Origin of the sequence: Citrobacter sp. FP75 (genome assembly GCF_018342065.1) — a bacterium.
GTDB lineage: Bacteria > Pseudomonadota > Gammaproteobacteria > Enterobacterales > Enterobacteriaceae > Citrobacter.
This window is the reverse complement of record NZ_JAFDOE010000001.1, coordinates 1,383,143-1,398,044: the sequence shown is the minus strand read 5'-3', so window position 1 is coordinate 1,398,044 and position 14,902 is coordinate 1,383,143. Positions and strand designations below refer to the sequence as shown.

The window sequence follows — 14,902 nt, the reverse complement described above, 5'->3', positions numbered from 1 at the left end:
CAATGATATTGAGGAGTCATGATGAGTGTATTAATCGCCCTGGCAGCGCTGGGCCTGCTGATGCTGGCAGCCTATCGCGGATACAGCGTTATCCTGTTTGCCCCCATCGCGGCATTAGGTGCTGTTCTGCTGACTGAACCCAGCGCCGTCGGCCCTGCTTTTACTGGCCTGTTTATGGAAAAAATGGTCGGTTTTGTGAAGCTGTACTTCCCGGTGTTCTTGCTGGGAGCGGTGTTTGGCAAGTTAATCGAGTTATCCGGTTTTTCCCGTTCCATCGTCGCCGCCGCCATCAACATCCTCGGGCGTCGTCACGCCATCCCGGTGATCGTGCTGGTGTGCGCGCTGCTGACCTACGGCGGGGTATCGCTGTTCGTGGTCGCGTTTGCGGTGTATCCGTTCGCGGCTGAACTGTTCCGTCAGAGTAACATTCCTAAGCGGCTGATCCCGGCAACTGTGGCACTGGGCGCGTTCTCCTTCACTATGGACGCTCTGCCTGGTACGCCGCAGATCCAGAACATTATCCCGACCAGCTTCTTCGGGACTAACGCCTGGGCCGCACCCTGGCTCGGGCTGATAGGATCGCTATTTATTATTTTTGTTGGCCTGATTTACCTTGAGCGTCAGCGTCGCAAAGCGCAGGCAAAGAACGAAGGCTATGGCACTGAACTGTTAAACGAGCCTGAAACGCCGGATAACATTAACCTGCCAAACCCGATTATTGCGATTTCTCCGCTGATTCTGGTCGGCGTGTTTAACCTGTTGTTTACCCGCTGGATCCCGGTGTTTTATGGCACGACGCATCAGCTGGAGCTGCCGGGTCTTGCCAAGCCAATTACCACCGAAGTTGGCAAGATCACCGCTATCTGGGCGGTGGAGGCCGCGCTGATTGCCGGGATTTTGCTGGTCGTCATTTTTGGTTTCCGCAATATTAAAGGTCGGCTGGCGGAAGGTAGCCGAACGGCGGTTGGCGGCGCAATCCTTGCAGCAATGAACACCGCATCAGAATACGGTTTTGGCGCAGTGATCGCCGCCCTGCCAGGCTTCCTCGTGTTGTCAAAAGCGCTGGCGGCGATCCCCGACCCGCTGCTCAATGAAGCCATCAGCATCACCACGCTTGCCGGGATCACCGGTTCGGCATCCGGCGGGATGAGTATTGCGCTCGCGGCAATGTCGGACACCTTTATTGCCGCCGCCCATGCCGCCAATATTCCGCTTGAAGTCTTCCACCGCGTGGCCTCGATGGCCAGTGGTGGTATGGACACCCTGCCGCATAATGGGGCGGTTATTACGCTGTTGGCTATTACCGGTCTCAGCCACCGTCAGGCATATGGCGGGATTTTCGCCATTACCATAATTAAAAGTCTGGCCGTGCTTTTTGTGATCGGCGTTTTCTACACCACCGGAATTGTTTAAGGAGAATCATCATGAACTTAACGGGAAAAGTTGCCCTGGTTACCGGCTCTACCAGCGGGATCGGATTAGGCATCGCGCAGGTGCTGGCGAAAGCCGGTGCCACCCTTATTCTTAACGGTTTTGGTGATGCAGAGGCGGCAAAAGACGCCGTGGCGCAGTATGGCAAAACGCCTGGCTACCACGGTGCGGATCTCAGCGATGAAGCACAAATAGCTGAGATGATGCGCTACGCAGACAGCGAATTTGGCGGCGTGGATATTCTGGTCAACAATGCCGGGATCCAGCATGTTTCACCGCTGGAGACCTTCCCGGTCGAAAAATGGAACGCGATTATTGCCATTAACCTGTCTTCCGTTTTCCACACCACCCGTCTGGCGCTCCCCGGCATGCTTGCGCGTAACTGGGGACGCATCATTAATATCGCTTCTGTGCATGGGCTGGTGGCGTCAAAAGACAAATCGGCGTATGTCGCGGCGAAGCACGGCGTGGTGGGATTAACCAAGACCACGGCGCTGGAAACGGCGCAGACCGGCGTGACCTGTAACGCGCTGTGCCCTGGCTGGGTGCTGACGCCGCTGGTGCAGCAGCAGATCGACAAACGCATTGCCGAAGGCGCTGAGCCTGAAGCCGCTCGTGACGCTCTGCTGGCGGAAAAGCAGCCGTCACGCGAGTTTGTCACCCCGGAGCAACTGGGAGAGCTGGCGCTGTTTTTGTGCTCAGACGCTGCCGCACAGGTGCGCGGTGTGGCGTGGAATATGGACGGCGGCTGGGTGGCGCAGTAAGTTATGCAGGCCGGATGCGGCGTCGCATCCGGCACGCAGCCATCAGGACTTCAACTGGTAATCAAGCGTAATTTCCGCGTTCAGTACCTGCGATACCGGACATCCGGCTTTCGCCTTCTGAATAATGCCGTCAAAGGTTGCGGCATCAATGCCTGGCACGGCGACTTCACTGTGCAACGCCACTTTGGTGATGGCAAAACCTGCATCTACCTTATCCAGAGAAACATCGGCAGTGGTATCAATGGCATCTGGGGTAAATCCCGCCTCGCCCAGCATGAGCGAAAGCGCCATCGAGAAGCAAGCAGCATGGGCCGCGCCAATCAACTCTTCAGGATTGGTGCCTTTCACACCTTCAAATCGTGTATTAAACCCATACGGTTGCTGATTCAACACGCCACTTTCGGTCGACACGGTGCCTTTACCGCGCTTGATGTCGCCTTCCCAGTGTGCCTGACCTTTCTTATGGATAGTCATTACCGTTCTCCTGTGTTGTCGTCGGAGTAACAAGTATAGGACGTCTGGGAAAATGCATGACACATACAGGATAGTTCTGCATTTACCGCTTAAGCATTGACCTTTCACATTAAATGACCGACCATCCAGAAAGCCGTTATTCTAAACATCGGCTTTCTATCAGGTTGTATTTCGTCCGTTCTCATACGGGCTCGCCCTTGAAACCAGTAACAGGATTAAGGAGTTAGAATGAAATCGAACCGTCAGGCCCGTCATATTCTTGGACTGGACCACAAAATCTCCAATCAACGTAAAGCCGTGACCGAAGGCGACAAAACCAGCGTGGTCAACAACCCTACCGGAAGAAAACGCCGCGCTGACGCCAAGTAGTTTTCTGCACGCCACACTGAATAACGAGATAAACACCATTGCAACCGCAGTGGTGTTTTTGCTTATAAAACCCCTTAAGCCATTCACAATGCTTTATACTTCGCCCGTTTCCCTGGCGGAAGGCAACCTACGATCATAAAGAGTGCCAGGGAGGGTTATTCAAAAAAGAGTGAGTGACATGGAAAACGAAACTAAAAAACTGCGTTCCCTTTATATCCCTTACGCTGGCCCGGTACTGCTGGAATTTCCTTTACTGAACAAAGGGAGTGCTTTCAGCGTGGAAGAACGCCGTAACTTCAACCTGCTGGGGTTACTGCCGGAAGTGGTCGAGACGATTGAAGAACAGGCCGAACGCGCCTGGATCCAATATCAGGGATTCAAAACCGAAATCGACAAACATATCTACCTGCGCAACATCCAGGACACCAACGAAACCCTGTTTTACCGACTGGTGCAAAATCATCTTGATGAGATGATGCCTGTTATCTATACCCCAACGGTGGGTGCCGCTTGTGAGCGTTTCTCTGAGATCTACCGTCGCGCACGCGGCGTGTTCATCTCCTATCAGAACCGTCATAACATGGACGATATCCTGCAAAACGTCCCGAATCACAATATCAAAGTCATCGTCGTGACCGACGGTGAACGTATTCTGGGTCTTGGCGATCAGGGGATTGGCGGGATGGGCATTCCTATCGGGAAACTGTCGCTGTATACCGCCTGTGGTGGCATCAGCCCGGCCTACACTCTGCCGGTGGTGCTGGATGTCGGTACTAACAATCAGCAGTTGCTGAACGATCCGCTGTATATGGGCTGGCGTAACCCGCGCATCACTGACGATGAATACTACGCATTTGTTGATGAATTCATCCAGGCAGTGAAACATCGCTGGCCGGAAGTGCTGCTGCAGTTTGAAGACTTCGCGCAGAAAAATGCCATGCCGCTCTTGACCCGCTATCGCGATGAAATCTGCTCGTTTAACGACGATATTCAGGGCACGGCGGCGGTCACTGTGGGGACGCTGATAGCAGCCAGCCGCGCGGCGGGCAGTCAGTTGAGCGAACAGAACATTGTTTTCCTCGGCGCGGGCTCCGCCGGGTGTGGGATCGCCGAGCAGATCATCGCGCAAATCCAGCGTGAAGGATTAAGTGAAGACGCCGCGCGTCAGCGCGTGTTTATGGTTGACCGCTTTGGCCTGTTAACCGACAAAATGCCTAACCTGCTCTCGTTCCAGACCAAACTGGTGCAAAAGCGCGAAAACCTGCAGCACTGGGATACGCAGGAAGATGTGCTGTCGCTGCTCGACGTGGTACGCAACGTTAAGCCGGATATTCTGATCGGTGTTTCTGGCCAAACGGGTCTGTTTACCGAAGAAATTATTCGCGAGATGCACAAGCACTGTCCGCGCCCAATCGTCATGCCGCTGTCTAACCCGACGTCGCGCGTAGAAGCTACGCCGCAAGATATTATCGCCTGGACCGAAGGCAATGCGCTGGTTGCCACCGGTAGCCCGTTCGCCCCGGTAGCCTGGAAAGATAAAATCTACCCGATTGCGCAGTGTAATAACGCCTATATCTTCCCGGGTATCGGCCTTGGCGTAATCGCCTCTGGCGCCAAACGCATTACCGATGAAATGCTGATGTCGGCCAGCGAAACGCTGGCGCAGTATTCACCGCTGGTGCTCAACGGCGAAGGGCTGGTGTTACCGGAACTGAAGGATATTCAGACCGTTTCCCGCGCCATTGCGTTTGCCGTCGGTAAAATGGCCCAGCAACAAGGCATGGCGGTGAAAACCTCCGCAGAAGCTTTGCAGCAGGCGATTGACGAGAACTTCTGGCAAGCGGAATACCGCGACTACCGTCGGACGTCTATCTGACGATTTACCCGGCGGTACCCTGCCGCCGGGTGTTCAACACTTGCACAATCCAGCAGCTTGCGATTACACTTTCACCATCGATTAACATTCGGAAAAATACAAGGAGGATACTTATGCTGTACTGTGAACGTTTGATCGTTTCACATGCTTTTGGCGATCGCCAGTGCTCAAGCGTTATCGGTATCGTGCTGCGATAACTTCTGCTTGAGCGAAGCTAACTTCTAAATCCCCTTCTCTCGGGCTTACCGGGTTATCGTCAGCGATGTTTGACGAGGCGTTTTTGCGCCTGTAACTCTTGAGTAAGCAACAATGAGCACATTACTAACCGCACAATCCTTACACGTTGATACAGCATTCGGCACGCTGTTTGACGAACTCACCTTTACGCTGAAAAAAGGCGACCGCATCGGGCTTATCGGCTACAACGGCTGCGGCAAAAGCACGCTGTTAAAGCTGCTCGATGGCACAATTTCACCCACCAGCGGATCCATTGCCCAGGCGCACCACTGCCACCTGGCCCGCGTAGAACAACATTTACCGGACGCAATCCTGCCGCTATCGTTGCAGGAGGCAGTACTGGCCCAGCTTCCCGAGCATGAACGCGCGGGTCAGCAGTGGCGGGTTGAGTCGCTGCTCGCAGAAATGGGCTTTACGTCGGAGAATTTGCACCTCACCGCACAAACGCTGAGCGGCGGGCAGCACACGCGCCTGCTGTTAGCCCGTGCGCTGATGCGCAATCCGGATCTGCTGCTGCTGGATGAGCCGGGTAACCATCTGGATTTGCCCACATTGCTGTGGCTGGAGCAATTTTTACAGCGCTGGACTGGCAGTTTTGTGGTGGTTTCTCACGACCCGCAACTGCTGGATGCGGTGACGCACGGAACGTGGATCCTGCGCGATCGCACGCTGCACGCTTTCGATCTCCCTTGTAGCGCGGCGCGCCGGGCGCTAGTGGACAGAGATGCCAGCGACGCACTGCGCCATAAAGCAGAGCAAAAGGAAATCGATCGCATCACCGCCAGCGCCAAACGTCTGGCCACCTGGGGACGGGTCTACGACAACGAAGATTTGTCCCGTAAGGCCAAGCAGATGGAAAAACAGGTGCTACGCCTGAAGGATGACCAGACGGAAGTCACTGCCGGAAGTCAGTGGTTACTAACATTACAGGGTGATGCCCTGCGTGCCGACCGCTTGCTGGAAATGACAGACCTGCCGGTCTCTCCGGCGCCTGACGCAGCAACGCTGTTTTCCATTGCGGGCATTCGCATCAAAAGCGGCGATCGCGTGGCGATTGTCGGGCGCAACGGCTGCGGGAAATCATCGCTGTTAAAGCTTATCTGGCAGCAATACCAGACGCAGATGACCTCGACATCGCTGGTGTTGCACCCGCGCGTCACGCTGGGGTATTACGATCAGTCGCTGCACCAGCTTGCGGATGACGACTCGTTGTTCGACGCCCTGGAGCCGTTTGCCCCGCAGCCGGATGTTCGCAAGATGGCGCTGATCAGCGCGGGGTTCCCGTGGGTTCGTCACCCGCAGCGGGTCAGAACCTTAAGTGGCGGTGAACGATCACGGCTGCTGTTTATCGGGCTGACGCTTGCGCGCTATAGCTTGCTGATGCTCGACGAACCGACCAACCATCTGGATATGGAGGGCAAAGAAGCGCTGGCGCGCACACTGCGCACCTTTAGCGGCGGCGTACTGCTGGTCAGCCACGATCGTCAACTTATCAGCCAAAGCTGTAACCGCTTCTGGTTTATCGATGAGGGTGAGCTTAGCGAATGGCACGATCTGGAGGCGATCAACGCCCGCATTCAGGAAACCGCCAGTGAGTTAACGGTGAGCAAAACCGTGGCAGAGGTTGTTCCTGATTCCCATCATAATGGAGACGAAATTCTGGAGAAACTTCTTGAACTGGAGCAGCGGCTGGCCGACGACCTTGCCCGCAAACCGAAACATCAGAAACCGCAGCTACAGGCGCAATGGCGTGAAGAGATTGAGCGTCTGAATTCACAACTGGAGTAAACCCCATTGCCGGACGACGGTGTTATGCCCTGTCCGGCAAATCTTGCGTGACGCTTTCCAGATATTCCCCTTCCCGCTTTTTCTTTTAGCCTATTCGCCGCACAATTTTGTAAAACATAGCGATTAATGTTGCGCGAAGCGGAACATTAATGATGGTGTTCCTTTTGAGGGAACAAGGAGAGAATGGATGATCATGAACTTCAGGCACAAAGGATTGCGCGACTTGTTTCTTCATGGACGAACATCTGGCGTTATGGCGACGCGTACATATTAGATTACGAGGATTATCATTGATGAAAATGGCAAATCATCCCCGTCCGGGGGATATTATTCAGGAAGCGCTGGACGAACTAAATGTCAGTCTGCGTGAGTTTGCCAGAGCAATGGAGATTGCACCTTCAACGGCAAGCCGCTTGTTAACCGGTAAAGCGGCGTTGACGCCTGAAATGGCGATCAAACTTTCTGTGGTGATCGGCAGTTCGCCTGAAATGTGGTTAAACCTGCAAAATGCCTGGAGTCTGGCGGAAGCTGAAAAAAGCGTTGATATTTCCCGGCTTCGCCGTCTGGTGATGCAGTGATAAAAAAATGGCGCTACATCGGTAGCGCCATTTTTATTAGAAGAACGTCAATGGATTATTGCAACCCTTCCTCGTTCTCTTTTTTGGCTTCGGCCTTTTCGACTTCGCGATACCAGCGCGGGTGGTGTTTCTTCGCCCAGCGACGGCTCACCTTCCCTTCTACCATGCCTTTAATCGATCCTTTCACCCAAAATGCCATATACATATGGATGAGGATGGCGTGCATCAGAATAATGCCCGCAGCAGCATGGATTAACAGGCTGTAGCGCACAACCTGCATCGGGAAGAACTGCGCAAAGTACGGACGCCAGATAATTACCCCGGTAATCAGCAGCACAAAAATCATGCTCATGATCGACCAGAACATCATTTTCTGACCGGCGTTGTACTTACCGACATCCGCCACCTTATGTTCATTGCCCTTCAGCACTTCCACAATGTTTTTCAGCCACGGAATATCTTTCTTATCCGGGATGTTGTGGTGCACAAAGCGTACAAACATGAACATTAGCGCGACGAAAATCAGCAGGCCGAAGAACGGATGCAAAATGCGCCCCATCTGCGGCGTGCCGAAGGTCTGCGTCAGCCATTGCAGCGTCGGGAAGAAAAACGAAATCCCCGACAGCGCCACCAGAAAGAAGCAGATCACCACCGTCCAGTGACAGGCGCGGTCAATAAACTTCGTGCGCACAATCATTTTCGACTTACTCATGATGATCCTCCTCGTCGTCGTCCACTTCCTTGTTCGGGCCAATACCGATGTAGTGGTAAATCAGCCCGGCGAAGGTGGCGATAAATCCGGCGGCGGCCAGCGGTTTCAGCGCCCCTTTCCACAGATTGATAGAGGTATCTATCTGCGGATCTTTTGGCAAACCGTGGTACAACTCCGGCTGGTTGGCGTGATGCAGGACGTACATAACGTGCGTCCCGCCCACACCCTGCGGGTTGTAGACACCGGCATGTTCGTAGCCGCGCGATTTCAGCTTTTCCACGCGCTGCTCGGCCATTTCCAGCATCTCTTGCTTGGTGCCGAAGTGTATCGCCCCGGTTGGACAGGTTTTCACGCAGGCAGGCTCCTGCCCGACGCTGACGCGATCCACACACAGCGTACATTTATACACGCGGTTATCCTCTTTATTGAGGCGCGGAATATTAAATGGACATCCGGCAATACAGTAACCACAGCCAATGCAATGCTCTGACTGGAAATCGACAATCCCGTTGGCGTACTGAATGATTGCCCCGGCAGACGGGCATGCCTTCAGGCAGCCCGGATCTTCACAGTGCATACAGCCGTCTTTACGAATCAGCCATTCCAGCTTGCCGTTCTGTTCGGTTTCGGTAAAACGCATCACCGTCCAGGATTTGGCGCTGAGATCGGCAGGGTTATCGTACACCCCGACGCAATGGCCGACTTCATCGCGGATATCGTTCCATTCTGAACACGCCACCTGACACGCTTTACAGCCTATACAGGTGGAAACGTCGATCAGTTTCGCGACTTCTGCTTTGTAATCACGTGCCTGAGGTGGCGGCGTGATGGAGTTGGTAGCGGACCTTTTGATGATGTCCTGCGTTTCCATAGACATATGGCAGCCTCCCTTACGCCTTCTCGATGTTAACTAAAAACGCTTTGTATTCCGGCGTTTGCGAGTTGGCATCACCGACATTTGGCGTCAGGGTGTTGGCGATAAAGCCTTTACGCGCGACTCCTTCAAAGCCCCAGTGAATCGGGATCCCCACCGTTTCAACCTGCTGACCGTTCACGTTCAGCGAGCGCAGACGACGAGTAACCACCGCAACTGCACGAATAAATCCGCGCTTGCTGCTGACCTTCACGTGGTCGCCGTTGGCAATCCCTTTCGCCGCCGCCAGCGTTTCGCTGATCTCCACAAACTGCTCTGGCTGGGCAATCGCATTCAACAATGCGTGCTTGGTCCAGGTGTGGAAATGCTCGGTCAGACGATAGGTCGTCCCAACATATGGGAAGTCTGTCTTATTCCCCATACGTAACGCATCCGCTTCGTACAGACGCGCTGCCGGGTTGGAGATGACGTTCGGGTGCAGCGGGTTCGTCCCCAGCGGCGTTTCCATCGGCTCGTAGTGTTCCGGGAACGGCCCTTCCGCCATCTTATCAATGGCAAACAGACGACCCAGTCCTTCCGGCTGCATAATAAACGGATTGGTCGCGCTGCCTGGCGGCGCGTTGTTGAAGTCAGGGATATCGTTACCCGTCCACTTCGTCCCGTTCCATTTGATCAGCATGCGTTTCGGATCCCACGGTTTACCCTGTGGATCTACTGATGCGCGGTTATACAGCACGCGACGGTTCAGTGGCCATGCCCATGCCCAACCCAGCGTATTACCCAGACCGGACGGGTCAGAGTTATCGCGGTTAGCCATCTGGTTGCCCTGCTCGGTCCAGCTACCGGTGTAAATCCAGCAGGAGGATGCCGTGGTGCCATCGTCACGCAGCAGCGCAAAGCTGTTCAGCAGCTGGCCTTTCTTCGCAACCAGCACGCCGTTGGCATCATAGAGATCTTCCAGCGCATAGCCGTTGTTCTCTTTTGCCACTTCCTCTGAATGCGGTTCGTCCGGCTGCTTGTAACTCCAGCTCATTTTCAGTACCGGCTCTACGCCTTTACCGCCTTCTGTGCGATACATATTGCGCAGTCGATGGTAAATACCGGCCAGAATTTCGCCGTCATTGCGGGCTTCACCCGGTGCATCCTGACCTTTCCAGTGCCACTGCAGCCAGCGTCCGGAGTTGGCAATTGAGCCGTCCTCCTCCGCAAAGCAGGTTGATGGCAGACGGAAAACTTCAGTCTGAATAGATGCCGGATCGACATCGTTGGATTCGCCGTGGTTTTGCCAGAACGTTGAGGTTTCCGTTACCAGTGGATCGATAACCACCAGATACTTCAATTTGCTCAGAGACTGCACCACTTTGTTTTTGTCCGGGAAGGACGCAACCGGGTTAAAGCCCTGACAGATGTAGCCGGTGACTTTTCCGCTATCCATCATGTTGAAGTATTTAATGACGTCGTAGGACTGATCCCACTTCGGCAACCAGTTGTAGCCCCAGTCGTTCTCTTTACTCGCCGCATCGCCATAGAAAGATTTCATCAGGCTAACGAAGAACTTAGGATAGTTACCCCAGTAGTTCACCTGGGAGGCCAACGTTGCTTTTGGTGTATTAGCAGCCAGGTAAGTTTGCAGATCCGTCTGTTTCTCAGACGGCAGCGTCAGATAGCCCGGCAGGCTGGTCGACAACAGGCCTAAGTCGGTTAATCCCTGAATGTTGGAGTGACCGCGTAAGGCGTTTATGCCGCCGCCCGCCATTCCCATGTTACCGAGCAGCAACTGGATCATCGCCATGGTGCGGATGTTCTGCGCCCCAACGGTATGCTGCGTCCAGCCCAGCGCGTACAGGAAGGTCGTCGTACGATCGGCCGCGCTGGTGGAGGCCAGCACTTCACACACTTTCAGGAAGTCGGCTTTTGGCGTACCGCAGATGTTTTCCACCACGTCCGGCGTATAGCGGGACACGTGCTGTTTCAGCAAGTTCCAGACACAGCGCGGATGGGACAGCGTTTCATCGCGTTTGGCATAGCCGTTTTCATCGAACTGGTAGTTCCAGGACGATTTATCGTATTGCCGTTTTTGTGCATCGTAGCCGCTGAACAGGCCATCTTCGAATGCAAAATCATCCCGCACCAGCAGGCTGGCGTTGGTGTAGTGCTTAACGTATTCAGCGTTGATTTTGTTGTTTTCAATCAGGTACAGCAATACACCGGACAGGAACGTGATGTCCGTGCCGGAACGAATCGGCGCGTAGATATCGGCAACCGAAGCTGTACGTGTAAATCGAGGGTCGACAACAATCAGCGTGGCATCATTGTTGTTCTTGGCTTCCATCGCCCAGCGGAATCCCACCGGATGTGCTTCAGCGGCGTTACCGCCCATCACCATCACGACGTTAGCGTTTTTGATATCAACCCAGTGGTTGGTCATCGCACCGCGACCAAATGTTGGAGCAAGACTTGCTACCGTTGGTCCGTGTCAGACGCGCGCCTGGTTGTCTACCGCCAGCATGCCGAGTGAGCGCACAAACTTTTGCGTCAGCATGCCGGTTTCATTACTTGCCGCAGATGCACACAGCATCCCGGTTGAAAGCCAGCGGTTTACCGTTACACCCTGTTCATTTTTCTCAATGAAGTTGGCGTCGCGGTCGGCTTTCATTAATTTTGCAATGCGGGTGAATGCTTCATCCCAACTAATGCGCTGCCACTTATCAGAGCCCGGTGCGCGATATTCAGGGTAACGCAGACGGTTTTCACTGTGTACGTAATCCAGTAATCCTGCGCCTTTCGGGCATAACGCCCCACGGCTTACCGGATGATCCGGATCCCCTTCAATATGATAAATCGACTCTTTGGCATTTTTTGCTCCATCTCCCAGGCTATACATTAATAGCCCGCAACCTACGGAACAGTATGTGCAGGTGTTTCGGATCTCTTTCGCGCGTATCAACTTATAGTTTCGCGCTTGAGCCAGTGCCATCTTGGGTGCAAAACCCAATGCAGCGACTGTTGTTCCCGCCATACCGCCCGCGCAGATTTTAAAAAATTGTCTGCGGCTGACGTCCATTGCATCCCTCTTTTATCAGAGTTATAACTTCGCGATGAAACTAACAGCTATATCCATAAAAATTTTGCGTCAAATCAATAATGAAACGGTTCCGCTACTAAATAGTGCAAATTGCTTAACCCGTGTACTCATAAGGAGTTAGCTCAAAAGGGAATAAACTGGCGCGTCATGGCGTAAAAATGCTATACCTTTCAGCTTCATTTTTTGCCAGTGCCGTGGACAGACAAACAAAATGACGAAACAAAAAGCAACGCTAATTGGGCTTATTGCCATTGTGCTCTGGAGTACGATGGTTGGGCTGATTCGGGGAGTCAGCGAAGGTTTGGGGCCCGCAGGCGGTGCCGCCATGATATTCTCATTAAGCGGCCTGCTGCTGATATTCACCGTTGGCTTTCCCAATATCCGTAAATTCCCTGTTCGGTATTTAATCGCCGGTAGCGTACTGTTCGTCAGCTATGAAATATGTTTAGCGCTGGCCCTGGGCTATGCCGCTACCCGGCATCAGGCGATTGAGGTCGGCATGGTCAATTATCTCTGGCCCAGCCTGACAATATTGTTTGCGATATTATTTAATGGTCAAAAAACAACCTGGTTGGTTATCCCTGGATTAATCGTCGCGTTAACGGGAGTCTGCTGGGTATTAGGCGGTGAGAATGGACTCAATCCTGGTGAAATTATCAGCAACGTTGCCAGCAGCCCACTCAGCTATTTTCTCGCTTTTCTCGGTGCGTTTATCTGGGCAACTTATTGCACGGTGACCAACAAATATGCAAAAGGTTTTAACGGTATCACCGTGTTCGTGTTACTGACGGCCACAAGTTTGTGGATTTATTATTTCATGACACCGCAACCTGAAATGGTGTTCAGCACGCCAGTGACCATTAAACTGTTTACAGCAGCATTCACCTTAGGATTTGCCTATGCAGCGTGGAATATCGGCATCCTGCATGGGAACGTCACGATTATGGCCGTCGGCTCTTATTTCACCCCAGTACTGTCTTCAGCGCTCGCCGCCGTGTTGCTGAACGCCCCACTGTCGTTTTCATTCTGGCAAGGCGCGCTAATGGTCTGCGCAGGTTCGTTGCTATGCTGGCTGGCAACACGTAATGCCTAAAAAAAGATGCCGGGATTAGCATAAAATCGAAACCCGGCTACACTGTAGTCAAATTAATGAATAATTATTGTTCATTTTTCTTGCGCGCTATGTTTTATTTTGTTTAATTAAATGTTAAATATATGGTAATTAATTAACCCCCGAAAGTATTACGTGGTTATTTATAATACTTTGCAAGTATATATTATACATACGTAACTAACGCTAATTAAACCATAGCCACGATAATAGTCCCCTGCGTAAATATACCCACCCCGATAAATCACTTAATACGATTAATATAATCAGTTGTATTATGTAGATCTGGATCACACAAATTCAAATATTCTGCAATATTATGAAACTTATTATTGAACTCATACCACAAGGTCATTTAAAAATAGTTTGCCATTGACGAACCCCTTCGTTTAGCAATGGTTTAGGAATCACACCAAGAAAAAATTATAAGGATTATTTAGAATGAAACTTAAATTAGTTGCAGTGGCAGTGACTTCCCTGTTGGCAGCAGGCGCGGTAAACGCAGCTGAGGTATATAACAAAGACGCAAACAAACTGGATCTGTACGGTAAAGTTCACGCTCAGCATTACTTCTCTGACGATACCGGCAGCGATGGCGACAAAACCTACGCACGTCTGGGCTTCAAAGGCGAAACTCAGATCAATGACCAGCTGGTTGGTTTTGGTCAGTGGGAATATGAATTCAAAGGCAACCGTGCTGAATCCACCGGTGGTTCTAACAGCGACAAAACTCGTCTGGCATTCGCGGGTCTGAAATTCGCTGAGTACGGTTCTTTCGACTACGGTCGTAACTACGGCGTAGCATATGACATCGGCGCATGGACCGACGTTCTGCCTGAGTTCGGTGGTGATACCTGGACCCAGACCGACGTATTCATGACCGGCCGTACTACCGGCGTTGCAACCTACCGTAACACCGACTTCTTCGGTCTGGTTGAAGGTCTGAACTTTGCCCTGCAGTACCAGGGTAAAAACGACCGTAGCAACGACAAAGAAGCTAATGGCGACGGTTTCGGTCTGTCTTCTACTTATGAGTACGAAGGCTTCGGCGTAGGTGCGACCTATGCGAAATCTGACCGTACTGACTCCCAGAACAACCACAATGGCGTATTCAAAGCTGACGGTGAAAACGCTGAAGTGTGGGCTGCTGGCCTGAAATATGATGCGAACAACATCTACCTGGCAACCACCTACTCCGAAACCCGTAACATGACTACCTTTGGTGGCTCTGTTAACGGTGTTAACATCAACGGTATCGCAAACAAAGCGCAGAACTTTGAAGCTGTAGCTCAGTACCAGTTCGACTTCGGTCTGCGTCCGTCCATCGCTTACCTGAAATCCAAAGGTAAAGACATTGCAGTCTTCGGCGACCAGGATCTGGTTGAGTACGTAGACCTGGGTGCTACTTACTACTTCAACAAAAACATGTCTACCTTCGTTGATTACAAAATCAACCTGCTGGACGACAACAACTTCACACGCGCTGCTGGTGTAAGCACTGACAACATCGTGGCTGTTGGCCTGAACTACCAGTTCTAATTTTGTTGTAAGCTGAATACAAAGCCAGTCCCCCCCGGGCTGGCTTTTTCTCTTGATATAGACT

The 14,902-nt window shown here is 52.5% G+C and carries 12 protein-coding genes and 1 pseudogene; 9 read left to right on the top strand and 4 right to left on the bottom strand.

Going from position 1 to position 14,902, the window contains the following annotated elements; genetic code table 11:
• The first annotated feature begins 18 nt into the window (after positions 1-18).
• Both JQ822_RS06800 and JQ822_RS06795 read left to right on the top strand, forming a co-directional pair.
• Entirely contained in the window at positions 19-1,413 is a 1,395-nt protein-coding gene (locus tag JQ822_RS06800) for a GntP family permease (RefSeq protein WP_213132806.1), read from the top strand.
• Between the two features lie 11 nt (positions 1,414-1,424).
• Positions 1,425-2,195, top strand: a complete 771-nt coding sequence (locus JQ822_RS06795) for a 3-hydroxybutyrate dehydrogenase (RefSeq protein ID WP_213132805.1) — start codon at positions 1,425-1,427, stop codon at positions 2,193-2,195.
• Positions 2,196-2,237: 42 nt separating this feature from the next.
• Here JQ822_RS06795 and osmC read toward each other — a convergent pair whose 3' ends face one another.
• Positions 2,238-2,669, bottom strand: a complete 432-nt coding sequence (gene osmC, locus JQ822_RS06790; protein WP_135321831.1) for a peroxiredoxin OsmC — start codon at positions 2,667-2,669, stop codon at positions 2,238-2,240.
• 228 nt (positions 2,670-2,897) lie between these two features.
• Between osmC and sra the strand changes: the two genes are divergently transcribed.
• The 5 genes and pseudogenes from sra to JQ822_RS06770 all read left to right on the top strand — a co-directional run bounded on the left by sra (position 2,898) and on the right by JQ822_RS06770 (position 7,517).
• A complete protein-coding gene (sra, locus tag JQ822_RS06785; RefSeq protein WP_181619429.1) occupies positions 2,898-3,038 on the top strand; it encodes a stationary-phase-induced ribosome-associated protein in 141 nt (46 codons plus the stop codon).
• Positions 3,039-3,216: 178 nt separating this feature from the next.
• Positions 3,217-4,914, top strand: a complete 1,698-nt coding sequence (gene maeA / locus JQ822_RS06780) for a malate dehydrogenase (protein WP_213132804.1) — start codon at positions 3,217-3,219, stop codon at positions 4,912-4,914.
• Positions 4,915-5,223: 309 nt separating this feature from the next.
• On the top strand, positions 5,224-6,939 hold the full coding sequence (locus JQ822_RS06775) for an ABC-F family ATP-binding cassette domain-containing protein (protein WP_213132803.1): 1,716 nt from the start codon (positions 5,224-5,226) through the stop codon (positions 6,937-6,939).
• Positions 6,940-7,126: 187 nt separating this feature from the next.
• A pseudogene (locus tag JQ822_RS24550) lies at positions 7,127-7,204 on the top strand (type II toxin-antitoxin system RelE/ParE family toxin); the annotation flags it as partial.
• 28 nt (positions 7,205-7,232) lie between these two features.
• Positions 7,233-7,517 carry a HigA family addiction module antitoxin gene (locus tag JQ822_RS06770; protein WP_213132802.1) on the top strand — a complete coding sequence of 95 codons (285 nt, stop codon included), beginning with the start codon at positions 7,233-7,235 and terminating at the stop codon, positions 7,515-7,517.
• A 55-nt stretch (positions 7,518-7,572) separates the two neighbouring features.
• Here the strand turns inward: JQ822_RS06770 and fdnI are convergent, their stop codons facing one another.
• Genes fdnI through fdnG form a run of 3 tightly spaced genes read right to left on the bottom strand, consistent with a single transcriptional unit; the run spans position 7,573 to position 12,167 of the window.
• A complete protein-coding gene (gene fdnI, locus JQ822_RS06765; RefSeq protein WP_213132801.1) occupies positions 7,573-8,229 on the bottom strand; it encodes a formate dehydrogenase-N subunit gamma in 657 nt (218 codons plus the stop codon).
• The gene (fdnH, locus tag JQ822_RS06760) at positions 8,222-9,106 is read right to left on the bottom strand and encodes a formate dehydrogenase N subunit beta (RefSeq protein ID WP_115258486.1); all 885 of its coding nucleotides are present in this window, start codon (positions 9,104-9,106) and stop codon (positions 8,222-8,224) included. Before fdnH ends, fdnI begins: the two co-directional genes overlap by 8 nt.
• A 13-nt stretch (positions 9,107-9,119) precedes the next feature.
• The gene (fdnG, locus tag JQ822_RS06755; RefSeq protein WP_213132800.1) at positions 9,120-12,167 is read right to left on the bottom strand and encodes a formate dehydrogenase-N subunit alpha; all 3,048 of its coding nucleotides are present in this window, start codon (positions 12,165-12,167) and stop codon (positions 9,120-9,122) included.
• A gap of 232 nt (positions 12,168-12,399) precedes the next feature.
• Between fdnG and yddG the strand changes: the two genes are divergently transcribed.
• Positions 12,400-13,281, top strand: a complete 882-nt coding sequence (gene yddG, locus JQ822_RS06750) for an aromatic amino acid efflux DMT transporter YddG (RefSeq protein WP_213132799.1) — start codon at positions 12,400-12,402, stop codon at positions 13,279-13,281.
• 459 nt (positions 13,282-13,740) lie between these two features.
• Entirely contained in the window at positions 13,741-14,838 is a 1,098-nt protein-coding gene (ompD, locus tag JQ822_RS06745) for a porin OmpD (RefSeq protein WP_213132798.1), read from the top strand.
• Positions 14,839-14,902 lie beyond the last annotated feature (64 nt).

Bases quoted from the DNA above. Each gene is read 5' to 3' on its own strand.
- fdnI (WP_213132801.1), bottom strand. From the start codon at position 8,229: ATGAGTAAGTCGAAAATGATTGTGCGCACGAAGTTTATTGACCGCGCC.
- JQ822_RS06770 (WP_213132802.1), top strand. From the start codon at position 7,233: ATGAAAATGGCAAATCATCCCCGTCCGGGGGATATTATTCAGGAAGCG.
- yddG (WP_213132799.1), top strand. From the start codon at position 12,400: ATGACGAAACAAAAAGCAACGCTAATTGGGCTTATTGCCATTGTGCTC.
- fdnH (WP_115258486.1), bottom strand. From the start codon at position 9,106: ATGTCTATGGAAACGCAGGACATCATCAAAAGGTCCGCTACCAACTCC.
- JQ822_RS06800 (WP_213132806.1), top strand. From the start codon at position 19: ATGATGAGTGTATTAATCGCCCTGGCAGCGCTGGGCCTGCTGATGCTG.
- maeA (WP_213132804.1), top strand. From the start codon at position 3,217: ATGGAAAACGAAACTAAAAAACTGCGTTCCCTTTATATCCCTTACGCT.
- JQ822_RS06775 (WP_213132803.1), top strand. From the start codon at position 5,224: ATGAGCACATTACTAACCGCACAATCCTTACACGTTGATACAGCATTC.
- ompD (WP_213132798.1), top strand. From the start codon at position 13,741: ATGAAACTTAAATTAGTTGCAGTGGCAGTGACTTCCCTGTTGGCAGCA.
- osmC (WP_135321831.1), bottom strand. From the start codon at position 2,669: ATGACTATCCATAAGAAAGGTCAGGCACACTGGGAAGGCGACATCAAG.
- JQ822_RS06795 (WP_213132805.1), top strand. From the start codon at position 1,425: ATGAACTTAACGGGAAAAGTTGCCCTGGTTACCGGCTCTACCAGCGGG.
- sra (WP_181619429.1), top strand. From the start codon at position 2,898: ATGAAATCGAACCGTCAGGCCCGTCATATTCTTGGACTGGACCACAAA.